The sequence below is a fragment of the Microbacterium aureliae genome (assembly GCF_054780155.1).
The window spans coordinates 1,228,253-1,250,342 of sequence record NZ_BAAGWW010000002.1; the positions used below are offsets into that span (position 1 = coordinate 1,228,253).

Annotated in this window: 18 protein-coding genes; 13 read left to right on the plus strand and 5 right to left on the minus strand. The window is 71.9% G+C overall.

The window, feature by feature from the left end:
• Nucleotides 1-27 precede the first annotated feature (27 nt).
• From deoC to ACYVF4_RS11765, 3 genes are read left to right on the plus strand one after another with little or no spacing between them, the layout of a single operon-like run.
• Nucleotides 28-1,035, plus strand: a complete 1,008-nt coding sequence (gene deoC / locus ACYVF4_RS11755; protein WP_460722872.1) for a deoxyribose-phosphate aldolase — start codon at nt 28-30, stop codon at nt 1,033-1,035.
• Between the two features lie 7 nt (nt 1,036-1,042).
• Entirely contained in the window at nt 1,043-2,485 is a 1,443-nt protein-coding gene (locus ACYVF4_RS11760; protein WP_460722874.1) for an aldehyde dehydrogenase family protein, read from the plus strand.
• On the plus strand, nt 2,482-3,345 hold the full coding sequence (locus tag ACYVF4_RS11765) for an aldehyde dehydrogenase family protein (RefSeq protein ID WP_460722876.1): 864 nt from the start codon (nt 2,482-2,484) through the stop codon (nt 3,343-3,345). The genes ACYVF4_RS11760 and ACYVF4_RS11765 overlap by 4 nt, the downstream gene beginning before the upstream one ends.
• A gap of 9 nt (nt 3,346-3,354) precedes the next feature.
• Here ACYVF4_RS11765 and ACYVF4_RS11770 read toward each other — a convergent pair whose 3' ends face one another.
• A complete protein-coding gene (locus tag ACYVF4_RS11770) occupies nt 3,355-4,749 on the minus strand; it encodes an MFS transporter (RefSeq protein WP_460722878.1) in 1,395 nt (464 codons plus the stop codon).
• Nucleotides 4,750-4,875: 126 nt separating this feature from the next.
• Here ACYVF4_RS11770 and ACYVF4_RS11775 point away from each other — a divergent pair, with 126 nt between their 5' ends.
• The 4 genes from ACYVF4_RS11775 to ACYVF4_RS11790 all read left to right on the plus strand — a co-directional run bounded on the left by ACYVF4_RS11775 (nt 4,876) and on the right by ACYVF4_RS11790 (nt 10,046).
• Nucleotides 4,876-5,787: a glycerophosphodiester phosphodiesterase gene (locus ACYVF4_RS11775; protein ID WP_460722880.1), complete on the plus strand. Its 912-nt coding sequence runs from the start codon at nt 4,876-4,878 to the stop codon at nt 5,785-5,787.
• An 81-nt stretch (nt 5,788-5,868) separates the two neighbouring features.
• On the plus strand, nt 5,869-6,516 hold the full coding sequence (locus ACYVF4_RS11780) for a hypothetical protein (RefSeq protein ID WP_460722882.1): 648 nt from the start codon (nt 5,869-5,871) through the stop codon (nt 6,514-6,516).
• Nucleotides 6,517-6,733: 217 nt separating this feature from the next.
• Complete coding sequence (locus tag ACYVF4_RS11785; RefSeq protein ID WP_460722884.1) at nt 6,734-8,896, plus strand: DEAD/DEAH box helicase; 2,163 nt, start codon at nt 6,734-6,736, stop codon at nt 8,894-8,896.
• Nucleotides 8,897-9,017: 121 nt separating this feature from the next.
• A complete protein-coding gene (locus tag ACYVF4_RS11790; protein WP_460722886.1) occupies nt 9,018-10,046 on the plus strand; it encodes a 6-phosphofructokinase in 1,029 nt (342 codons plus the stop codon).
• Nucleotides 10,047-10,098: 52 nt separating this feature from the next.
• Here ACYVF4_RS11790 and ACYVF4_RS11795 read toward each other — a convergent pair whose 3' ends face one another.
• The 3 genes from ACYVF4_RS11795 to ACYVF4_RS11805 all read right to left on the minus strand — a co-directional run bounded on the left by ACYVF4_RS11795 (nt 10,099) and on the right by ACYVF4_RS11805 (nt 15,037).
• A complete protein-coding gene (locus ACYVF4_RS11795; protein WP_460722888.1) occupies nt 10,099-10,812 on the minus strand; it encodes a hypothetical protein in 714 nt (237 codons plus the stop codon).
• 519 nt (nt 10,813-11,331) lie between these two features.
• On the minus strand, nt 11,332-13,449 hold the full coding sequence (locus ACYVF4_RS11800) for a S9 family peptidase (RefSeq protein ID WP_460722890.1): 2,118 nt from the start codon (nt 13,447-13,449) through the stop codon (nt 11,332-11,334).
• Between the two features lie 37 nt (nt 13,450-13,486).
• Nucleotides 13,487-15,037: a molybdopterin-dependent oxidoreductase gene (locus ACYVF4_RS11805; RefSeq protein WP_460722892.1), complete on the minus strand. Its 1,551-nt coding sequence runs from the start codon at nt 15,035-15,037 to the stop codon at nt 13,487-13,489.
• A 205-nt stretch (nt 15,038-15,242) separates the two neighbouring features.
• Here ACYVF4_RS11805 and ACYVF4_RS11810 point away from each other — a divergent pair, with 205 nt between their 5' ends.
• From ACYVF4_RS11810 to ACYVF4_RS11830, 5 genes are all read left to right on the plus strand, one after another.
• Nucleotides 15,243-16,457 carry an inorganic phosphate transporter gene (locus ACYVF4_RS11810; protein WP_460722894.1) on the plus strand — a complete coding sequence of 405 codons (1,215 nt, stop codon included), beginning with the start codon at nt 15,243-15,245 and terminating at the stop codon, nt 16,455-16,457.
• Entirely contained in the window at nt 16,454-16,783 is a 330-nt protein-coding gene (locus ACYVF4_RS11815; protein ID WP_460722896.1) for a peptidase, read from the plus strand. Before ACYVF4_RS11810 ends, ACYVF4_RS11815 begins: the two co-directional genes overlap by 4 nt.
• 36 nt (nt 16,784-16,819) lie before the next feature.
• Nucleotides 16,820-17,725, plus strand: coding sequence for a phosphodiesterase (locus ACYVF4_RS11820; RefSeq protein WP_460722898.1), 906 nt, complete (start codon nt 16,820-16,822; stop codon nt 17,723-17,725).
• Between the two features lie 128 nt (nt 17,726-17,853).
• Nucleotides 17,854-19,326 carry an aspartate ammonia-lyase gene (locus tag ACYVF4_RS11825; RefSeq protein ID WP_460722900.1) on the plus strand — a complete coding sequence of 491 codons (1,473 nt, stop codon included), beginning with the start codon at nt 17,854-17,856 and terminating at the stop codon, nt 19,324-19,326.
• A gap of 91 nt (nt 19,327-19,417) precedes the next feature.
• Nucleotides 19,418-19,837, plus strand: a complete 420-nt coding sequence (locus ACYVF4_RS11830) for a DUF4190 domain-containing protein (protein WP_460722902.1) — start codon at nt 19,418-19,420, stop codon at nt 19,835-19,837.
• A gap of 61 nt (nt 19,838-19,898) precedes the next feature.
• Here the strand turns inward: ACYVF4_RS11830 and ACYVF4_RS11835 are convergent, their stop codons facing one another.
• Nucleotides 19,899-20,765 (minus strand): fumarylacetoacetate hydrolase family protein, encoded by an 867-nt coding sequence (locus ACYVF4_RS11835; protein ID WP_460722904.1) that lies wholly within the window; start codon nt 20,763-20,765, stop codon nt 19,899-19,901.
• A 61-nt stretch (nt 20,766-20,826) separates the two neighbouring features.
• Here ACYVF4_RS11835 and ACYVF4_RS11840 point away from each other — a divergent pair, with 61 nt between their 5' ends.
• Nucleotides 20,827-22,059, plus strand: coding sequence for a PrsW family intramembrane metalloprotease (locus ACYVF4_RS11840; protein WP_460722906.1), 1,233 nt, complete (start codon nt 20,827-20,829; stop codon nt 22,057-22,059).
• Nucleotides 22,060-22,090 lie beyond the last annotated feature (31 nt).

Consider the following 22,090-nt stretch of genomic DNA (forward strand, 5'->3'; position numbering starts at 1 on the left):
GCGCCGGACCGTCCGGAACGAGGAGCCATGAGCCGAACCGATCTGCAGACGCTTCCCGAACGCGCCGTCGACCTGCTGGGCGGTCAGCCCGACGACACCACGCTCCGCCGGTACCTGCACGGGCTCCCCGGCGTGGACGCCGTGGGCCTGGCGCAGCGCGCGGCCGACCTCGGCACCCGCTCCATCAAGACGTCGTCGAAGGCGTGGGCGCTGGACACGATCATCCGGCTCATCGACCTGACCACCCTCGAGGGCGCCGACACCGCCGGCAAGGTGCGCTCGCTCGTCGCCAAGGCGCTCGTGCCGGATGCCGCCGACCCCACCTGCCCGCGCGTGGCGGCTGTCTGCGTCTACGGCGATATGGTGCCGCACGCCATCGAGGCGCTCGGCGAGGCCCACGGCGACCCCGATGACGGCGGCGTCTCGGTGGCGGCCGTCGCCACCGCCTTCCCGAGCGGCCGCGCATCGCTGGCGATCAAGCTCGCCGACACCGCCGAGGCGGTGGCCGCCGGGGCCGACGAGATCGACATGGTCATCGACCGCGGCGCCTTCCTCTCGGGCAGGTACGGGGCGGTGTTCGACCAGATCGCGCAGGTGAAGCAGGCGTGCCGCCGCGAGGACGGGTCGTACGCGTCGCTGAAGGTGATCCTCGAGACCGGCGAGCTGGCCACCTACGACAACATCAAGCGCGCATCGTGGCTGGCGATCCTCGCCGGCGGCGACTTCATCAAGACCTCCACGGGCAAGGTGCAGCCGGCGGCGACCCTGCCCACCACCCTCCTCATGCTCGAGGTCGTGCGGGACTGGTACCGCGCCACGGGCGAGCGCATCGGCGTGAAGCCCGCCGGCGGCATCCGCACGTCGAAGGACGCGATCAAGTACCTCGTCACGGTCGCAGAGATCGCCGGCGAGGAATGGCTGCAGCCCCACCTGTTCCGCTTCGGAGCCTCGAGCCTGCTCAACGACGTGCTGCGGCAGCGTCAGAAGGTCTCGTCCGGGCACTACACCGGCACCGACTACGTCACGATCGACTGAGGACACGATGAGCTTCCTGGATTACGCACCCGCACCCGAGTCCCGCAGCATCCTGCAGCTGCGCGACGAATACGGACTGTTCATCGACGGCGAGTTCCGTCCCGGGCAGGGCGAGACGTTCTCGACGATCTCGCCGGCGGACGAGACCCACCTCGCCACCGTCGCCGCCGCGAGCGACGCCGACGTCGCCGCGGCCGTGGCCGCAGCGCGCCGCGCCTACGACAAGACGTGGTCGAAGATGCCCGGCCGCGACCGCGGGAAGTACCTCTTCCGCATCGCCCGGCTGGTGCAGGAGCGCGCCCGCGAACTCGCCGTGGCCGAGAGCCTCGACAACGGCAAGCCCATCAAAGAGAGCCGGGACGTGGACATCCCGATGGTCGCGGCCTGGTTCTTCTACTACGCCGGCTGGGCCGACAAGCTGGAGCACGCGGGCCTCGGCCCGGACCCCCGCGCGCTCGGCGTGGCCGCGCAGGTGATCCCGTGGAACTTCCCGCTGCTCATGCTGGCGTGGAAGCTCGCCCCCGCGCTCGCCGCGGGGAACACCGTCGTGCTCAAGCCCGCCGAGACCACTCCGCTGACGGCGCTGCTGTTCGCCGAGATCCTGCAGCAGGCCGATCTGCCGGCCGGCGTGGTGAACATCATCACCGGGGCCGGCGCGACCGGTGCGGCACTGGTCCGGCATCCGGACGTCGACAAGGTGGCCTTCACCGGGTCCACCGCCGTCGGCCGGGAGATCGCCAAGGCCGTGGCCGGGACGAAGAAGAAGGTCACGCTCGAGCTCGGGGGCAAGGCCGCGAACATCATCTTCGACGACGCTCCCATCGATCAGGCGGTGGACGGCATCGTCACGGGCATCTTCTTCAACCAGGGTCAGGTGTGCTGTGCGGGCAGCCGCCTGCTCGTGCAGGAGGCCATCCACGACGAGGTCGTCGACCGGCTGAAGGCCCGGCTGTCCACCCTGCGCCTCGGCGATCCCCTCGACAAGAACACCGACATCGGTGCGATCAACTCGCTCGAGCAGCTGGAGCGCGTGCGCGCGCTCAGCCGCATCGGGGACGAGGAGGGCGCCGAGCGGTGGACGGCCGACTGCGCGATCCCCGACCGGGGCTTCTGGTTCGCCCCCACGGTCTTCACCAACGTCCAGGCGAGTCACCGCATCGCGCGAGACGAGATCTTCGGTCCCGTCCTGTCCGTGCTGACCTTCCGCACGCCGGACGAGGCGATCGCGAAGGCGAACAACACCCCCTACGGATTGTCGGCGGGCATCTGGACCGAGAAGGGATCGCGGATCCTCGCGGTGGCCGACAAGCTCCGCGCGGGCGTGGTGTGGGCGAACACGTTCAACAGGTTCGACCCGACGAGCCCCTTCGGCGGCTACAAGGAATCCGGATACGGCCGCGAGGGCGGCCGGCATGGCCTGGCGGCCTACCTGAAGGGCGGTGCGGCATGAGCGAGCGACTCACGGTGCCGAAGACCTACAAGCTGTTCATCGGCGGGGCGTTCCCCCGCAGCGAATCCGGCCGCACCTACGCGGTCGAGGGCGCCGACGGGCGGTTCCTCGCGAACGCGGCGAAGGCGTCCCGCAAGGACGCGCGGGATGCCGTGGCCGCCGCCGCGGGCGCCCTGAAGGCGTGGTCGGGTGCGACGGCCTACAACCGCGGTCAGGTCCTCTACCGTGTGGCCGAGATCCTCGAGGGCCGTCGCGCCCAGTTCGCCGCCGAGATCGCCGCGCTCACGGGCGTCAAGCCCGCGCGCGCCGCCGACGAGGTCGACGAGGCGGTCGACCGGTGGGTCTGGTACGCCGGGTGGTGCGACAAGTACGCGCAGGTCGCCGGCAACGGCAACCCGGTGGCGGGGCCGTACTTCAACATCTCCGTCCCCGAGCCCACGGGCGTGGTGGGGATCGTCGCGCCGCAGGACACCGGCCTGGTCGGCCTCGTCTCGGCGGTGGCCCCGGCCCTCGTGTCGGGCAACACCGTCGTGGTCGTCGCGTCCGAGCGCCACGCGCTGCCGGCGATCAGCCTCGCCGAGGTTCTGGCCACGAGCGATGTGCCCGCGGGCGCGGTGAACGTGCTCACCGGATCGCCGGCCGAGATCGCCCCGTGGCTCGCCTCGCACCCCGATGTGCACGGCCTGGACCTGGTCGGCGCGGGTGATCTGGACTGGGTCGACCTGCAGATCGCCGCCGCCGAGACCCTCACGCGGGTGCTGCCCCCCGAGCAGGGCGCCGACGCGACCGCGCCGCGGCTGGACCGGATCACGGCGTTCACCGAGACCAAGACCGTCTGGCATCCCAAGAGCCTGGTCTGATCGCGCGGATCAGCCGGCCGTCTCCGCGGTCGCCGCTCCGGCGGCAGCCGCGGGGCGCGGATTGCGGATGCCGGCGAACGACATCACGCCGCCGGCGGCCATGAGCACCGCGGTGACGACCGCGGCGCGGTGGAAGCCGTCGAGGTCCAGCTCGCCGCCGACGATCGTCGCGAGCGCGGCGATGACCAGCAGCCCCGCGACGCGGCTGACGGCGTTGTTGACCGCTGAGGCGATTCCGCTGCGCGACGGATCGATCGCGCCGAGGATCGCCGAGGTGAGGGGCGCCACCGTGAGGCTCAGCCCCAGCCCGAACACGATCGTCCCGGGCAGCACCTGGGCGATGTAGGAGAAGTCGGACGACACCGACAGCAGCATGAGGGAGCCGACCGCCATGACCAGCGGCCCGGCGGTCATGAACAGCCGCGGGCCCACGCGCCCGGCGAGGGTCCCCACCCGCGCGCTGAAGAGGATCAGCAGCACGGTCGCCGGCAGGGTCGCCAGCCCGGCGAGCGTGGCCGGAAGCCCGGCACCCTGCTGCAGGTAGACGCCCAGCACGAAGCCGTTGAGGGCGAGGGCGGCGTAGATGAACGCCGTGGCGACGTTGCCCGTCCAGAAGTTGCGCACGCCGAAGAGCGAGAGGGGCATCATCGGATGCCGTGCGGAGCGCTGCCGCACGAGGAATCCCGCGAGGGCGGCCAGGCCCCCGGCGAAGCTTCCCCAGATGGCCGGTGAGCCCCAGCCGAGGTGGGGCTGCTCGATGAGGGCGAACACCGTCGCGCCCAGCCCCACCGTGCAGAGCGCTGCTCCGGGCCAGTCGATCCCGACGCCCTCGCGCCGGACGTCCCGGCGCCGCAGCGCGCCCAGCATCCACATGGTCGCCGCGATCGGGAGCACGTTGATGAGGAAGGCGAGCCGCCACGACGCGAAGTCGACGAACAGTCCGCCGAGCACGGGTCCCACCAGCATCGCCGCGGTCGTCAGCGCCGTCCAGACGCCGATCGCACGGGCCTGGGCGGCATCGCGGAAGGTCGATGTGATGAGCGCGAGCGAACTGGGCACGAGGAATGCTCCGGCGACCCCTTGGGCCGCCCGTGCCACGATGAGGAACTCCGCCGTGGGGGCGGCTGCGATCGCCACCGAGGTGAGGCCGAAGCCGATGACGCCGATCCGCAGCACCCGGATCCGCCCGAAGACGTCCGACACCGATCCCGCCACGAGGATCAGCGCGCCCAGGGTGATCAGGTACGCATCCACCACCCACTGCTGGGTGGCCAGCCCGCCGCCGAGCTCGGCGCGGATGGCGGGGAGGGCGACGTTGACGACGGTGCCGTCGAGGAATGCGACGAACGAGGCGAGGATCGCGATCCCCAGGACCAGCCGCTCCTCACGCGCCATCTGCGCCATGGCTTCAACCTAGACCCTGGGCGCCGCGCCGCGACCGGCCGATCCGAGGTAACGGAAAGGTAACGGTGCTGTGTAGGGTGGTCCGAACCGCGTCGACGAGGACGCGGTGAATCGGAGGACCCCGCGATGCCCGACCCCCTCGCCCGACCCGCCGACCGGATGCAGGCGCTCGCCGTCGTCTGCGTGCTCGCCGTGGCCAGCGCGATCATCGCGACGCTGGGCGCCACGCCCGCCCGCGTGAGCGCCACCGAGGCGCTGGGGGCCGAGCGTGCACCCGGTCAGGCCGCGTTCATCGCCAGCCATCGCGGGGGAGCGGCCACCGCGCCTGAGAACACCCTTCCCGCCGTCGTCGAGGCGCTGCGCCACGGGTTCGACCACGTCGAGGTGGACGTCGCCCTCACCGCCGACGGCCACGCGGTGCTGATGCACGACGAGCGCGTGGACCGCACGACCGACGGACGCGGCGCGCTCGCCGATCTGGACCTCGCCCACGTCCGCCGGCTGGATGCCGGCTCGTGGTTCTCGCCCGACTACGCCGGGACCGGCGTGCCGACCTTCGAGGAGTTCCTGGACGTGCTCGGCGCCGAGGACGGTCGGGCGATCGTCGAGCTGAAGGGCAGGTGGGATTCCGCGGCCGTCGGCGGCCTGATCGACGCCGTCGTCGCGCGCGGCCTCGAACGGCGGGTCACCGTGGCGAGCTTCGACGCCACGCTCCTCGCCCTCGTCGAGGCGCGGACGAGCATCGTCGCGCGGCTGCTGATCCTGCGTCACCTTCCCGACGACGTCGTCCGCGCCGCCTCCGACGCCGGCGTCCGCGGGATCATCGCCGACCGCCGGGCGGTGCTCGAGCGCCCGGGGGTCGTCGACGCCCTGCACGACGCCGGCATGCGGATCGTCGTCTACACCCTCAACTCCGACGACGAGTGGGGCGAGGTGACCGATCTCGGCGTGGACGGCATCGTCACCGACGACCCCAGGACGCTCTCGGACTGGCAGCGGACCCTGCCCGAGCCCGGCACCCCGCCCGCCGACGGCTGATCGCGCGGCGGACACGCCGCGGGCGCCCCGGGACTGCGGCATCCCTCCGCTACCGTCGAGGGGAGCCAACCGGAGGAACCCATGCGCGCCGCACCCCGACTCGCCCTGGTGGCGGGCCTCGCCGTCGTCCTGAGCATCGCCGCCGCGGGATGCCGCCCCGAGCCCTCGCCCAGCGCGACGGGGTCGCCCGAGCCGACGCCGAGCATCGCCGAACCCACGACCGGTCCCTCGCCGACACCCATCGAGACGAACCTGCCGCAGGACGACGCGCTGCCCGAGCGGTGCGAGGACGTGTACTCGCTCGACATGCTGGATCTGCTGGATGCCGAGAACCCGCCGCTGAACGACCCGGGCGTCACGATGCTGTCGACCGAGTACGTGCCGCTGATCGAGGTCATCGAGTCCGGCGCGCCCACGCTGCGGTGCACGTGGGGGGCGCCCAGCGAGCGGGGACTGTCCACCAACATCACCGTCGTCGACCAGACGCAGGAGCAGGCCGTCCTGGACACCCTGCGCGCCGAGGGCTTCGGCTGCTCCGAGCAGCTGGGCGGTCAGCTGTGCGAGATCGAGCAGCGCGGCGTGACCTTCGACGACGTGGAGTACGTCCGCGGTGAGACCCACCACGTGGCGGAGGGCCTGTGGGTGGCGACGTCCTGGATCAACTTCATGCCCGACGGGTACACCACCGACATCGTCGCGCACCTGCAGGAGGCCGCGGCGAAGGGCTGACCGGAGCTTCTGCGCCGCGTCCGGGGCCCGGGCGCGCTAGACTGGCCCGCGGAGACGCCCTCCCCGGCGCCGCGGCTCGCAGAAGCGAGTGCCAGCGGCAGGAGTCGGCGACATCCGATCCCGCGTCCGTGACGGCGCACGCGCCGCCCGCGGGAGCACGCTGCACGCACCGCTCGCCCCGATCAGGGACGTACCGGCAGACACGCTCAGGAGGAGCATGCCGACCACGGCACCCACCGCTCAGACCGGCTCCGGCCGCCAGCGCCGCCGACCCTCATCGGCGCGTCGCGACGACGAAGCGCCCATCATCCCGATCCTCGCCCGCAAGGTGCGCGAGGTCGAGGCCAAGGCCCAGCGCGGCAAGCTGGGGCCCACCAACCGCGTCAAGTTCCAGGTGATCGCCTTCCTCGTCCGCGAGGAGCGCGCCCGGGTGAAGGAAGAAGGCGCCGTCCCCGACAACGCCCGCGCCGAGCTGCTCAAGCGCTTGGACGGCGTCGCGACGATCCTCGCCAAGACGGCGGCGCGCGACACGTCCCTCATCCAGCTGCTCGAGGTCGACCAGGCCGCGTCCCCGGTCGCTCGCCGCATGCGGCGGGACTGGCTGCTGGAATCGGGCGCCGAGCTGCAGCCGGACGAGCTGATCATCACCGACGTGGCGCCCGCACCGGCGACCGTCGTGCCGCCGGCGCTCGCCGAGCGCCAGGTGGTACCGGCCGCCATCGAATCGCGCCAGCTGGCCAACCCGTTCCTGGCTCCCGACCTCGCCCTGCGCGCACCCAAGCCCACGCCCCGCCGCCGCCTCGACGGCTGGGAGCTCATGGGGCCGCTGTACAAGGCGTTCGAGACCGGCGCCGGCGGCGGCTCGGCCACGATGGACCTGCCGCCCGTCCCCGAGTTCGACCGGGTCTCGCCCAAGGGCCTCGAGATCATGCCGCACCAGTCCCGCTTCATCGAGGCCGTGCGCGAGGGGCACCGATCCTTCCTGCTCGCCGATGAGCCGGGCCTGGGCAAGACCGCCGAGTCGGTGATCGCGGCATCCGTCGCCGATGCCTACCCGCTGCTGGCCGTCGTGCCCAACGTGGTGAAGATGAACTGGGCGCGCGAGGTGCAGCGGTGGACCCCGCACCGGCGCGCGACGGTCATCCAGGGCGACGGCGAGAGCATCGACGCGTTCGCGGACGTGTTCATCGTCAACTACGAGATCCTCGACCGCCACCTGTCGTGGCTGAGCTCGCTCGGGCTGCGCGGAATGGTCGTCGACGAGGCGCACTTCATCAAGAACCTCACCTCGCAGCGCTCGCAGAACGTGCTGGCCCTGGCCTCCCGCATCCGGGAGCAGGTGCGGGACCCGCTGATGCTCGCCCTCACCGGAACGCCGCTGATCAACGACGTCGAGGACTTCGACGCGATCTGGCGCTTCCTCGGCTGGACGAACGGCGAGAAGCCCGGGCCCCTGCTGATGGAGAAGCTGGACGAGACCGGGCTCACCCCCGCCGACAAGGCCTTCTACCCGGCCGCGCGCGAAGCCGTCATCTCGATGGGCATCGTCCGCCGCCGGAAGACCGACGTCGCCGCAGACCTGCCCGACAAGCTCATCGCCGACCTCCCCGTCGAGCTCGACGACGAGTACGGCCGCTCGATCCGGCAGGCCGAGAAGGAGCTCGGTGCCCGCCTGGCCGACCGCTACCGCCGCATCATCGACGCCCGCGGCGACCGCGGGCTCGCCCACGGCGAGGTCGACGAGGACATCGTGCGCCTGGTCGCCCGGCACGAGCTCGACGAGTCCAAGGCCGCCGGCACGGGCTCCGAGAACGTGTTCACCATGGTCCGCCGCATCGGTCAGGCCAAGGCGCTGCTGGCCGCCGACTACGCGCTGCAGCTGCAGCGCTCGGTGGGCAAGGTGGTTTTCTTCGCCAAGCACATCGACGTCATGGACGCCGCCGAGGCGCACTTCGCCGCTGCGGGCCTTCGGACGGTGTCGCTGCGCGGCGACCAGACGACTCCGGTGCGTCAGCAGGCGATCGACGCGTTCAACAGCGACCCCGATGTGGGGATCGCGGTCTGCTCGCTCACGGCCGCCGGCGTCGGCGTGAACATGCAGGCGTCCTCGAACGTCGTCCTCGCCGAGCTGTCGTGGACGGCCGCCGAGCAGACGCAGGCCATCGACCGCGTGCACCGCATCGGACAGGACGAGCCGGTGACGGCGTGGCGCATCATCGCCGCCCACACCATCGACACGAAGATCGCCGAGCTCATCGACTCCAAGCAGGGGCTGGCGCAGCGCGCGCTGGACGGCGAGGCGGTCGATCCGCAGTCCAGCGACTCGGTCCAGCTGTCGGCGCTGATGCACCTGCTGCGGCAGGCTCTGGGCGCCGCCTGAGCGAACGGATGCCGCACCGCGCCGTTGTGGCAGGGTGCGGCATCCGCCGCTAATGTCGGGTGAGGCAGCGTCGCCGATTCGTCACGAGACAGCCCCGTACCACCCAACGCAAGGACCCCCCATGAAGATCGGCATCCTGACCAGCGGGGGCGACTGCCCCGGCCTCAACGCGGTCATCCGCGGCGTCGTCCTCAAAGGCACGACGACGTACGACCTTGAGTTCGTGGGCATCCGCGACGGGTGGCGCGGCGTCGTCGACGGCGACTTCTTCCCGCTGACGCGCCACGAGGTGAAGGGCCTGTCCAAGGTCGGCGGGACGATCCTCGGCACGAGCCGCACGAACCCCTACGAGGGCCCGCGCGGCGGCGCCGAGAACATCGCCAAGACGCTGTACGGCCACCGCATCGACGGCATCATCGCCATCGGCGGCGAGGGCACCCTCGCTGCGGCCAACCGCCTGGCGGGCGACGGCATCAACGTCATCGGGGTCCCCAAGACCATCGACAACGACCTGCGCGCCACCGACTACTCCTTCGGCTTCGACACCGCCGTGAACATCGCCACCGACGCGATGGACCGCCTGCGCACCACCGGCGACTCCCACCAGCGCTGCATGGTCGCCGAGGTCATGGGCCGCCACGTCGGCTGGATCGCCCTGCACGCCGGCGTCGCCGCGGGCGCCCACGTCATCTGCATCCCCGAGGTTCCGATGTCGATCGACGAGGTGTGCGCGCAGGTCAGCAAGGCGCACGACCGCGGTCGCGCGCCGCTGGTCGTGGTGTCCGAGGGCTTCACCCTCACGGGCATGCAGGAGGCCTACAGCGACAAGGGCCTCGACGCCTTCAACCGTCCTCGCCTGGGCGGCATCAGCGAGGTGCTCGCCCCCGAGATCGAGCGGATCACCGGCATCGAGACCCGCGCCACCGTGCTCGGGCACATCCAGCGCGGCGGTTCGCCGTCGGGCTTCGACCGTGTGCTCGCGACGCGCCTGGGGCTCCACGCCGCCGATGCGGTCGTCGAGGGCGCATGGGGCCAGATGGTGTCCCTGCGCGGCACCGACATCGTGCGCGTGCCGTTCGCCGAGGCGCTGGGCGAGCTCAACACCGTCCCGCTCTACCGCTACGAAGAGGCCGCCGCACTCTTCGGCTGACCCCGCGCCGCCCGCGCGCCGGCATCCGGCCGGCATCGTCGAGCCAAGGGATTCACCGCGAGCCGCGGGGCGTCGCCCCCGGTGTCGCGGCGGATCCCTTGGTTCGCGGAGCGAACGAGCGCGGATGGCTCGTGAGGGTCGCCAGGAATGCGGCCTGCCGTCTGTGCCCGGGCGTGAGCCCCGCGGCTGCGAGCTTGCTCCCCAGCGAGTCGCCGCCCATCGCATCGCTCCAGTCCCACCGCGCGAACCCTCCTTCGTGCCGGCGCAGCCGGTCCTCGCGCTTCTTCTCGGCGATGAAGTGGGCCTTGCTCGCCTCGGCGTCGGCGGCGTCGTACTTGCCGTAGCCGTCGGACTCGCCGACGATCCGCAGCCGCCGGAAGAAGAAGTCGGCGCGGTCCACCGCGCCCTCGTGCCGGAACTCGCGCTGCATCTCGGGCTCCTCGAACCCCAGCCACTCGATGACCGCCCGGCTGACCGACTCTCCGACGGATTCCGGAACCGCGGACGCGCGGGCTCCGACCCAGTCGAGCTGGCGCAGGCCGCGGCGGTCGGCGCGCCCCCGACCCGTCGCGGCGACATCGAGCCGCGCCCCCTGTGCCGTCGCGGCGCGCAGGGCGGCATCCGCCACGGCGAGGGCGAAGGCCGGGGGAAGCACGCGGCACAGGTCGACGGTGGTCTCTGCGATCGAGGTGGCATGGATGCCGTCGCGCGCCACGATCTCGCGCTCGTCGCGTGACCCGTGGACCACGACGTCCCCTCGCGCCACGAGCGGTTGTTCGGGCTCAGCAGGTGGATGTGGCGCGGCTCCCCGAAGATCGGCAGCCCGGCTTCGACAGCCGCGGACTCCAGGCACAGCACGGGTGCCGTCCACGTCATGGTGACGGCGCGCACCCGCACCCGGTACCGTTCCCACGGCGCCAGCGAGTCCCACACGGCCTTCGCCACGTAGACCCCGGGGCGGACCCGGTGCAGCGCGCCGGAGCGATCGAGGCGCGCAACGTCCGACGGGCGGTCCCGGGCGAGCAGCAGCGGCGGCAGGGCGGCGGACTCCATCGCCCCAGCCTCGCGTGCGGCAGGCGGGCTCGGCCCGGCCGGCGTTCGCCGGTGGACAACCGCGCGCCCGCGCCCGCCTGGGGAGGACCGGATGCCGCGCCCGCCGGCATCCGTTCATCGCGGCATCCGTTCCCGCCGCCGAGCCGCGGGGATCCGCGCGAGACCGGGGGTGAGGCCCCGCGGTTCGCGGCGATCCCCCTGCCTCGACGATCGACCGACGGATGCCGGCAGGTCAGGCCTCCGCGACGCCGAGGACGTCCAGCAGCCAGGCGAGCTCGAACGCGCGCTCGCGCCAGGCGTTGTACCGCCCCGAGACGCCGCCGTGGCCGGCGGCCATCTCGCACTTGAGGAGCGCGTCGGCGCCGGCTTCGCGCAGGCGCGCGACCCACTTCGCCGGCTCGGCGTACAGCACGCGAGTGTCGTTGAGCGAGGTCACCGCGAGGATCCGGGGGTAGCGGACGCCCTCCCGCACGTTCTCGTACGGCGAGTAGGACTTCATGTAGGCGTACACCTCGGGGTCGTGCAGGGGGTCGCCCCACTCGTCCCACTCGATGACCGTCAGCGGCAGCGAGGGGTCGAGGATCGTGGTGAGCGCGTCGACGAACGGCACGTCCGCCAGCACGCCGGCGAACAGCTCCGGGGCGAGGTTGGCCACCGCGCCCATGAGCAGTCCGCCCGCCGACCCGCCCTCGGCGACGAGGCGGTCCGGGAGGGTGTAGCCCTCGGCCACCAGGTGGCGGGCGGCGTCGACGAAGTCGGTGAACGAGTTGCGCTTGCGCAGCAGCTTGCCGTCCTCGTACCACTGCCTGCCCATCTCTCCGCCGCCGCGCACGTGCGCGACGGCGAAGATCACGCCGCGGTCGAGCTCCGACAGGCGCGCGATCGAGAATCCGGGCTCGATGGAATGCTCGTACGACCCGTAGCCGTACAGGTGCAGGGGTCGCGGCGACTGCCCGGGTTCCCCGAACGAGCGTCGCCACACGAGCGAGACCGGGATGCCGGTGCCGTCGGCCGCGGGCGCCCACACCCGCGCCTGGCCGTAGTGCGCCGGGTCGTAGCCGCCGAGCACCGGCTGGCGCTTGCGCACGTGGAGCCGGCGGTCGGCGATGTCGTAGTCGTAGACGGTCCCGGGGGTCACGAAGGAGCCGTAGGAGAGCCGCAGCACGGGCGGTGCCCACTCGGGGTTGCCGCCGCTGCCGACGGCGTACAGCGGCTCGTCGAAGCCGATCTCGTCGACGCCGCCGGTGGCGTAGTCCAGCAGCCCCAGGCGCGCGAGCCCCTCGCGGCGGTAGCCCACGACACCCCAGTCGCGGAAGGTCGAGACCCCCAGCAGGCGCTGGCCGGGGCGGTGCGGGATCACGACCTGCCGGTCGCCCTGCGGGTCGGCGGCGTCGACCTGCACGAGCTCGAAGTCCAGGGCGCCGTCGTTGTGCAGGATCAGCAGCACGTCCTCGCCGTCGATGACGGCGTGCTCGGATTCGTACTCCACCCCCTCCTGACGGGGCCACACCACGCGCGGTTCGGCGCGCAGGTCGTCGGCGTCGACGAGCCATTCCTCCGAGGTGATGGACGAGCCCAGACCGATGATCAGGTAGCGGTCGCTGCGGGTGAAGCCGGCGCCCACCCAGTACCGCTCGTCCGGCTCGTGGAAGAGCTTGGCGTCGTCCTCGACGGCGGTGCCGAGCTCGTGGAGCCACACGGTGTCCGGACGCCACGCGTCGTCGACGGTGGTGTAGACGATGTGGCGTCCGTCGGGCGAGAAGCCCGCCCCGGCGAAGGTGTCGGGGATCTCGTCGGGGAGATCTTCACCGGTGACGAGGTCGCGCACGCGGATCGTGTAGCGCTCGTCGCCGGCGACGTCGACGCCGTACAGCATCCGGTTGCCGTCGTTGGAGACCTCGAAGCTGCCCAGCGAGAAGAACTCGTGGCCCTCGGCTTCGACGTTGCTGTCGAGCAGCACCTGCTCGCCGGGCACCTCGACCTCGGCGCTCAGCTCCGGCGGGGTCCAGTCGTCGGGTGAGGCGAGGGGGGCGCGGCACTGGATGCCGTACTGCTTGCCCTCGACGGTGCGGCCGTAGTACCACCACTGCCCGCGCCGCACGGGCACCGAGAGGTCGGACTCGAGCGTGCGGCCCTTGATCTCGTCGAAGATGCGGGTGCGCAGCTGCTCGAGGTGGGCAGTGCGCGACGCGGTGTAGGCGTTCTCGGCTTCGAGATGGGCGATGACGTCGGACTCGTCCTTGCCGCGGAGCCACTCGTACGGGTCCGTCACCTCGTCGCCGTGGTGGCTGCGGACGGACGGGCGGGTGGCGGCGACGGGCGCGGCCGGGACGGCGGGGGAGTCGGTCACCCGTTCACGCTAGCCGAGCCGCGGCGGCGCGGGGCGGTCACCTCACCGTCAGCAGCACGCGCTGCCAGCCGGTGGAACCGTCCGGGGCGATGGGTGCGCGCTCACGCACCTGCACCCGTCCCTCGCGGTCCACTGCGCGGACCACGACGTAGTGCGTGCCGGGCTCGGCGCGCCACGGCATCCGCCACTGCACCCACGTGTCGTCGTTGATGGGGGCGGACAGCTCCGCCCGCTGCCACGGCCCGTCGTCGACGGACACCTCGACGCGGTCGATGCCGACCGTCTGCGCCCACGCCATCCCGGCGAGGGTCACGTCGCCGGCATCCACCGCCGTGCCCGCCCGCGGGGTGTCGAGCCGCGACGACATCTTGATCGGCGCCTGTGCGCTGTAGCCGCGCGGCGTCCAGTAGGCCTCGTCGCGGTCGAACCGCGTCACCGTCAGCTCGGTCACCCATTTCGTCGCCGACACGTAGCCGTAGAGCCCCGGGACGACCATCCGCACCGGGAAGCCGTGTTCGACGGGCAGCGGCTCGCCGTTCATCGCGACGGCGAGGATCGCATCGCGCCCGGGGTCGGTGAGCGCCTCGAGCGGGGTGGATGCCGTGAATCCGTCGGCACTCCGCGAGAGCACCATGTCGGCGTCCGCCTGCGGTGACGCCAGGGCCAGCAGATCGCGCACGGGCACGCCCTGCCACACCGCGTTTCCCACGAGTCCGCCGCCGACCTCGTTCGACACGCACGTCAGGGTGATCGAGTACTCGTCGAGTCCGCGGCCGACCAGGTCGTCGAACCCGATCTCGAACGGGGAGTCCACCATCCCGGTGATCCGCAGCCGCCACGTGGCCGGATCCACCTCGGGCAGGGTGAGCGCGGTGTCCACGCGGTAGAAGTCGGCGTTCGGCGTGATGAGCGGGCTGAGGCCCGGCACGTCGTCGAAGGCCGCGCCGGCGGGGATCGTCACCGTCGACCGCGGCGCCGGCAGCCGCAGAGCATCCCTGATCGCCTCGATCGACGCCGTGACCGCGGTGAGGGCCCGGGTACCCGCGCCGATGAGGATCGCCGCCCCGGCGCTCACGACGGCCATCGTCAGGAACGCGCGCCGACTGGGCGCCGCCGCGGACGGCTCGCCCACGGCATCCCGCCATCGTCGAAGCCGGCCGACGAGCAGGGTCATCACGATGACGCCGGCGGCGCCGCCGACGACGCCGGGCAGCGCCCACGACGCGTCCGCGCCGGAGCGGGTGATGGCGGCGGTCACGGCCACCACGGCCCCGGCGGCGATGACGAGCGCGCCCGACGGCGGGCGCAGCAGCTGCAGGATGCCGGCACCGGCCGCCGCGAGGAGCGCTGCGACGCCGACCGAGACCAGAAGCACGATCTTGTCGTTCTCGCCGAACGCGGCGATCGCGAACTCCTTCACGGGCTGCGGCACACCGTCGACGATCACCGACCCCACCGCGACGAGGGGACCGGCCGGCCGGGCGACGACGAGCGCGACGAGCTCGGCGACAGCCAGAACGGATGCCGCGGCCACCGCCCCGGCGGCGGCGGCGAGCAGGGCGAACCGGACATGGCGACGTCGTTCCACCGGCTGTGCTCCCTTCGCCGTCGTGCGGTCCAGGTTGTTCGGCCCGGCGGGCGCATCGGATTGCGGGGTCGCGGGATTGACCCCGGGCCGCCGCGATGTAAGGATTCTCAACGGCCGGTTGCCGGTTCATGAACTCCAGGTGAACTCTTCGTTCGTCGCGCCGATCCCGTCGGCACCTTCCTTCTCGGCCTCACGGAAAGCGAACGTGGAAACCGCAGCCCTCATCATCGTGCTCGTCGTCGCCCTGGCGCTGTTCTTCGACTTCACCAACGGCTTCCACGACACCGCCAATGCGATGGCGACGCCGATCGCCACCGGCGCCCTCAAACCACGCACGGCCGTCCTGCTGGCCGCGGTGCTGAATCTCGTGGGCGCGTTCCTGTCGACCGAGGTCGCCAAGACGATCTCGGGCGGCATGATCCGAGAGGACGAGATCTCGGCGACCGTCTTCCCCGCGGTGATCTTCGCCGGGCTCATCGGCGCCATCACCTGGAACATGCTGACGTGGCTGCTGGGTCTGCCCTCCTCGTCCTCCCACGCCCTGTTCGGCGGGCTCATCGGTGCGACGCTCGTCGGCGTCGGCGCCGCCGCGATCGACGTCGGCGTCGTCATGAGCAAGGTCGTGCTCCCGGCGCTCGCCGCGCCCCTCACCGCCGGGCTCATCGCCTTCATCGCCACCAAGCTCGCCTACGCCGTCACCCGCCGGTACGACGGCCGGCCGGATGGACGCGACGGATTCCGCTGGGGGCAGATCTTCACGTCGTCCCTGGTCGCCCTGGCCCACGGCACGAACGACGCCCAGAAGACGATGGGGGTCATCACGCTGGCTCTCATCACCGTCGGCTGGCAGTCGGCGTCGACCCCCGATCCGCAGCTGTGGGTGATCGTGGCGTGCGCGGTGACGATCGCGCTCGGGACCTACATGGGCGGCTGGCGCATCATCCGCACCCTCGGAAAGGGACTGACCGACGTCAAGCCCGCGCAGGGCTTCTCGGCGGAGTCGTCGACGGCGGCGACGATCCTCGCCTCGAGCGCCCTGGGCTTCGCCCTCTCGACCACGCAGGTGGCATCGGGTTCGGTCATCGGCTCGGGCCTCGGCCGCCGCGGCTCGCAGGTGCGCTGGCGCACGGCGGGGCGCATCATGATCGGCTGGGTGATGACGCTGCCCGCCGCCGGGATCGTCGGCGGGCTGGCCGCGCTCGTCGTGGTCTGGCTGGGCACCCCCGGCGTCGTGATCGACGCGGTGATCGCCGTCGCGATCATCCTGGGGATGTTCCTGCGCTCGCGCCGCAACGCCGTCAACGCCGCCAACGCCATGAGCGAGGTCGCCGACTCCGGCGCGGCCGTGAAGGTGACCCCGACGCCCCCGCCGACCCGTCGTCAGCGCGCGCTCGAGCGCCGAGAGGAGCACAAGCGATGACCATCGACTGGCTGGCCTTCGGGCAGGTCTTCACCGCGGCTCTCCTGGGTGCGGGCGTGGTCGTGACCTTCTACGCCCTTGGCCTGCGCCTGCTCGTGGCTTCGGGGCACGCCCCGGTGGTGGCTCCCGCCGAGTTCACCGACGCGATCGCCGTGATCACCGAGAAGCAGGCCCGGCGTGCCGAGAAGGCGGCCGCCAAGGCGGCCCGCAAGAATCCGCTGACGCCCTTCCAGAAGCGCGCGGCACTGCTGGGGGCGATCGCCTGCTTCGCAGTGTGCGCGGCGGCGGTGCTGAGCGGCATCCTGCTCATCGTTCTCAATCACTGACCCATCGCCGCCCGAGCCTCGGCATAGTCTGGGGCGATGGACGCGTCCCCTCCGCAGTTCGGGCAGTACGCCCCGCCGCGGCGCACCCTGCTGCACCTCAGCGACACGCACCTGCTGGCAGGCAACCCTCGGCTGGGCGGGCGCTACGACACTGCGGCGAACCTCGATCGGACGCTCGCCGCGGTCGAGGCGCTCGAGCTGCGCCCCGACGCGATGGTGTTCACCGGCGACCTCACCGACCTCGGCGAGGCCGATGCGTATCGAGCGCTCCGGGATGCCGTCGAGCCGGTCGCCGAGCGGATCGGCGCCCAGCTGGTGTGGGTGGCCGGCAATCACGACGAGCGCCCGGCGCTGCGCAGCGCCCTGCTGGACGTCGACGCCACCGAGCAGCCCGTCGTCTCGGTGCACGACCTCGCCGGGCTCCGCCTGATCGCGCTGGACACCTCGGTCCCCGGCTGGCATCACGGCGAGCTCGACGACGCCCAGCTGGCCTGGCTCGGCGAGCTGCTGGTCGCCCCCGCCGAACTCGGCACGATCGTGGCGATGCACCATCCGCCGCTGCCGAGCCACATCCCGCTCTTCGACATCCTCGAGCTCCGGGACCAGCCGCGCCTCGCCGAGGTGCTGCGGGGCAGCGACGTGCGCGCCATCCTCGCCGGCCACCTGCACTACTCGACGTCGGGGAGCTTCGCCGGCATCCCGGTGAGCGTCGCGGCCGCGACGTGCTACACGATGAACCTCGCCCGGCCCGCCGTCGAGGTCAACGGCATGGACGCCGCGCAGTCCTTCCACCTGGTGCACGTCTACGACGACACGATCACGCATGCGACGGTCCCCGTCGTGCAGGCCGAGACCGGGGACTACTTCGACGCCGCGTGGGTGTCGCGCATGGCGGCGCTCACACCCGCCGAGCGCCTCGAGCACTTCTCACGCAAGCGGTGACGATCGCTCCCGCCACGCTGTACAAGCCCCGCGCGCGACCGTACCCGGTGGACACCGGAGCGGGCGGGCTGCGCGACTAGGCTCGAGGGTGACACACCGCCGTGATCGACCCACGAGGACACCTGCACATGGCTACGGACGCAACGACGCTCACCCGCACCGAGACCGACTCCCTGGGATCCATGGAGATCCCCGCCGACGCGTACTGGGGGATCCACACCGCCCGCGCGCTGGAGAACTTCCCGATCTCGAAGCGGCCGATCTCGGTCTACAAGGACCTCGTGCGGGCCCTGGCCATGGTGAAGCAGGCCGCCGCCCGCGCGAACCGTCAGATCGGCGTGCTGGACGCCGAGCGGGCGGAGCTCATCGACCGTGCCTCGCAGCTGGTCATCGACGGGGAGTACCACGATCAGTTCGTCGTCGGCGTCATCCAGGGCGGCGCGGGCACGTCGACGAACATGAACGCCAACGAGGTGATCACCAACATCGCCCTCGAGCTGGCCGGTCGCGAGAAGGGCGATTACGCCTTCCTGTCGCCCATCGACCACACCAACCGCAGCCAGTCCACCAACGACGTCTACCCGACGGCCATCAAGGTGGGGCTGAGCCTGGACCTGCAGACGCTGCTGGAGGAGCTGGATCTGCTGCGCCGGGCGTTCCTGGCCAAGGCCGTGGAGTTCCACGACATCCTCAAGGTGGGGCGCACGCAGCTGCAGGATGCCGTGCCGATGACCCTCGGGCAGGAGTTCCACGGATTCGCGACCACCCTCGGCTACGACCACCAGCGGCTCACCGAGAACGCCTACCTGCTGTTCGAGGTCAACATGGGGGCGACGGCGATCGGCACGGGGATCACCACCCACCCCGACTACTCCAACGCGGTGGTCCGCCACCTCCGCGAGATCACCGGGCTCGACCTCGCTCTCGCGGGCGACCTCGTCGAGGCCACGAGCGACACCGGGTCGTTCATGTCGTTCTCGGCATCCCTCAAGCGGAACGCCATCAAGCTGTCGAAGATCTGCAACGACCTGCGACTGCTGTCGTCGGGGCCGCAGGCAGGCTTCGGCGAGATCAACCTGCCTGCGCGCCAGGCCGGGTCCAGCATCATGCCCGGCAAGGTCAACCCCGTCATCCCCGAGGTGGTCAACCAGATCGCGTTCGCCGTCGCAGGGGCCGACACCACCGTGACGATGGCGGTCGAGGGCGGCCAGCTGCAGCTGAACGCCTTCGAGCCGGTCATCGCCCACTCGATCTTCCAGTCGATCACGTGGATGCGGCGGGGGATGCACACCCTGCGGGTCAACTGCGTCGACGGCATCACCGCCAACCGCGAGCGACTCGGCGCGATGGTGGGCTCATCGGTGGGCGTCGTGACGGCGCTGACCCCCTTCATCGGCTACGCCGCGTCGGCGGCGCTGGCCAAGACGGCACTGCTCACCAACCGGAACGTCGCCGACCTCGTGGTCGAGGCGGGGCTGATGTCGCGTGAAGAGGTCGCCAAGCAGCTCTCGCCGGCCCGGCTGTCGGGCCTTGAGGTCGTGACCGCGGCCATCCCCACCGTCCAGCCTGCCGAGAACGTCGTGGCGGTGACGCGGGACTGACGTCGGGGCGGGCCCCGCGCGTCGATCCCGGCGCGCGGGCGGAGGCGTCGATAGGTTCGACGCGTCCGCGATCGACCACAGAAAGGCCGACATGACAGACCCGCTCACCCCGCCGTCCAGCCAGCCGACCCCGCCGCCGGCCCAGCCCACGCCGCCGCCCGCCTACAGCTCGGCGCCCCCGCCGCCCGCGTACACCGGCGCGCCGGGCACCGGCCCCGTGCCGGGCAGGACCCTCGGCATCGTCGCGTTCGTGCTGTCGTTCTTCGTGCAGCTGGTCGCCCTCGTCCTCGGCATCGTCGCGCTCGTGCAGAGCCGCAAGGCGGGGGTCAAGAACGGCTGGGCCGTCGCGGCGATCGTGATCAGCGCGGTCCTGATGGTCGTCGGCGTCGTCGTCGTCATCACCGTGCTCACCTTCGCCATTCCCGCCGCCGAGGATCTCGCGCGCATCTGCGCCGAGCTCGGACCCGGCATGCACACGCTCGACAGCGGCGTGACGATCACCTGCGGCTGACACCGGCATCCGTTCGAGCGGGGCGTGCACCGGAAGGTGCGCGCCCTTCTCGCGTCCGGGCTCAGTCGAGGATCCGGCAGTGGGTGGTGAGCTCGCCGATCCCGTCGATGCCGACCGTCACGGTCGACCGGTCACGCAGGAACACCTGCGGGTCCCGAGAGTACCCGGCCCCGCCCGGGCTGCCGGTCGAGATGAGCGTCCCCGGCAGCAGCGTGGCCGACTTCGACAGGTGCGAGATCAGCGTCTTCACCGGCCGCACCATCTGCGCGGTCGAGGCGTCCTGCAGGGTCCGGCCGTCCAGCACCGTCCAGATATGCAGGTCCTGCGGGTCGGGCACCTCGTCGGCGGTCACGACGAACGGGCCCGCGGGCGTGAAGCCGTCGAAGGACTTGCACCGCGACCACTGCGCCTCGGAGTACTGGATGTCGCGGGCGGTGATGTCGTTGACGACGGTGTATCCCCACACGTGGTCCAGCGCCTCGTCGGGCGAGACGTCCTTGGCGGGGCGGCCGATGATAACGCCCAGCTCGGCCTCGTAATCCACCGACTCGCTCAGGCTCCGCGGCCACGTCGTCGTCGCGCCGTGGGCGGTGAGGGAGTTGGGCCACAGGACGAACACCGTCGGCGTGCTGTCGGTCTTCAGGCCCAGCTCGCTGGAATGCGCGGCGTAATTCAGCCCGATCGCGAGGATCACCGGCGGCGCGAGCACCGCGGGGGCGAAGTTCTGCGAGGCCAGCGGATGCCGGGCGCCGCCGTCCGCGGCGGCGTCGCCGACGCGCGCGAGCAGGCTGTCGCCGCCGGCGATGAGCTGCTCGAGCGTGCGGGGGGCGCCGTCGAAGAGCTCGTCCACGAAGACGGCCTCGTCGCCCTGCACCAGCGCCAGACGTGGAGCGGGATCGGCAGGCGAGGTGACGTGGGCGAAGCGCATCCCTTAACGCTACCGGGGGCGGCGCCCCGTCGCGGCGGACGGCGGCCCTAGGCTGGCCTCCATGACGCACCCCGACGCCTCGGGCAGGCCCCGTCCCTCGCTCGTGCCTCCCGCGTTCCCGTCGCCGTTCGCCCAGGCGCCCCACGCGCCGGCCGCGACGATCGCCCCCGCCGCACCCGCCGAGGCTCACGTCGCGGTGCCGCCGAAGGCCGTGTCGCACCGGGCCGGGCGTTCCGCGCCGATCTGGGTCATCGGCATCCTGCTGCTTCTGCTGGTCGCGCTCGTGGCGTACTTCCTCACTGCGATCGGTCCCGGCGCGTCGGTGATCGGTGCGGTGCTCGCCCTGATCCCGCTGGTCGGTGTCGTCATGGCCGTCCGCATCGTCGACCGGTGGGAGCCCGAGCCGCGCGGCCTGCTGATCCTCGCCGTGGCGTGGGGGGCGATCGCGGCCGTCGGGATCGCGCTGGGCGTCGACCTGCTGCTGACGATCGCGTTCGGCGTGCAGGACTCCGCGGCCGCCGAGGCGCTGTCCTCGGTCGTCCAGGCACCCGTCGTCGAGGAGATCGCCAAGGGACTCGGGGTCTACATCATCTTCGCCTCGGCCCGGCGGGCGTTCGACGGTCCCGTCGACGGCGTCGTGTACGGCGCACTGGTCGGAGCGGGGTTCGCCTTCACCGAGAACATCCAGTACTTCGCCATCAGCCTCATCGAGGGCGGCGTCGCCGACGCGTCCGCCACTTTCTTCGTCCGCGGCATCCTGTCGCCGTTCGCGCATGTGATGTTCACCAGCGTGATCGGCTTCGCGCTGGGCCTCGCCGCCCGCCGAGGGGCGACCGCCGGACAGGCGTTCGGACCGTGGCTGCTCGGCCTCGCCGGCGCCACCGCCCTGCACGCCTTCTGGAACGGCTCCGCGGTGTTCGGCGACTTCTTCGCCCTGTACATCGCCCTGCAGGTCCCGCTGTTCGTGCTGTTCATCGTCGGTGTGCTGGCGCTTCGCCGCGAGGAGTCGCGCCTGACGCGCACGCGGCTGGGGGAGTACGCCGCGATGGGCTGGTTCACGCCGCAGGAGGTCGACATGCTCGCGACCCGGCAGGGGCGCCGAGCCGCTCTGGCGTGGGCGCAGACCCTGCGCGGCGACCGGCGACCGCTCATGCGCGAGTTCATCTCGGACGCCACGGCGCTGGCGGCCGCGCGGCAGCGTGCGCTCACCGGCCGGGACCCCCACGCGGCCGCCGACGAACGGCAGCTGCTGGCGAAGACCGCAGCCGCGAGGGCGGGGCTGTTCGCGCCGTGATCGGCGGCGCACCCTTGACACCCGTCCGGCG

What these genes read in the sequence shown, in the direction of transcription:
- deoC (WP_460722872.1), top strand. Translation starts at nt 28, where the DNA reads ATGAGCCGAACCGATCTGCAGACGCTTCCCGAACGCGCCGTCGACCTG.
- ACYVF4_RS11760 (WP_460722874.1), top strand. Translation starts at nt 1,043, where the DNA reads ATGAGCTTCCTGGATTACGCACCCGCACCCGAGTCCCGCAGCATCCTG.
- ACYVF4_RS11765 (WP_460722876.1), top strand. Translation starts at nt 2,482, where the DNA reads ATGAGCGAGCGACTCACGGTGCCGAAGACCTACAAGCTGTTCATCGGC.
- ACYVF4_RS11770 (WP_460722878.1), bottom strand. Translation starts at nt 4,749, where the DNA reads ATGGCGCAGATGGCGCGTGAGGAGCGGCTGGTCCTGGGGATCGCGATC.
- ACYVF4_RS11775 (WP_460722880.1), top strand. Translation starts at nt 4,876, where the DNA reads ATGCCCGACCCCCTCGCCCGACCCGCCGACCGGATGCAGGCGCTCGCC.
- ACYVF4_RS11780 (WP_460722882.1), top strand. Translation starts at nt 5,869, where the DNA reads ATGCGCGCCGCACCCCGACTCGCCCTGGTGGCGGGCCTCGCCGTCGTC.
- ACYVF4_RS11785 (WP_460722884.1), top strand. Translation starts at nt 6,734, where the DNA reads ATGCCGACCACGGCACCCACCGCTCAGACCGGCTCCGGCCGCCAGCGC.
- ACYVF4_RS11790 (WP_460722886.1), top strand. Translation starts at nt 9,018, where the DNA reads ATGAAGATCGGCATCCTGACCAGCGGGGGCGACTGCCCCGGCCTCAAC.
- ACYVF4_RS11815 (WP_460722896.1), top strand. Translation starts at nt 16,454, where the DNA reads ATGACCATCGACTGGCTGGCCTTCGGGCAGGTCTTCACCGCGGCTCTC.
- ACYVF4_RS11820 (WP_460722898.1), top strand. Translation starts at nt 16,820, where the DNA reads ATGGACGCGTCCCCTCCGCAGTTCGGGCAGTACGCCCCGCCGCGGCGC.
- ACYVF4_RS11825 (WP_460722900.1), top strand. Translation starts at nt 17,854, where the DNA reads ATGGCTACGGACGCAACGACGCTCACCCGCACCGAGACCGACTCCCTG.
- ACYVF4_RS11830 (WP_460722902.1), top strand. Translation starts at nt 19,418, where the DNA reads ATGACAGACCCGCTCACCCCGCCGTCCAGCCAGCCGACCCCGCCGCCG.
- ACYVF4_RS11835 (WP_460722904.1), bottom strand. Translation starts at nt 20,765, where the DNA reads ATGCGCTTCGCCCACGTCACCTCGCCTGCCGATCCCGCTCCACGTCTG.
- ACYVF4_RS11840 (WP_460722906.1), top strand. Translation starts at nt 20,827, where the DNA reads ATGACGCACCCCGACGCCTCGGGCAGGCCCCGTCCCTCGCTCGTGCCT.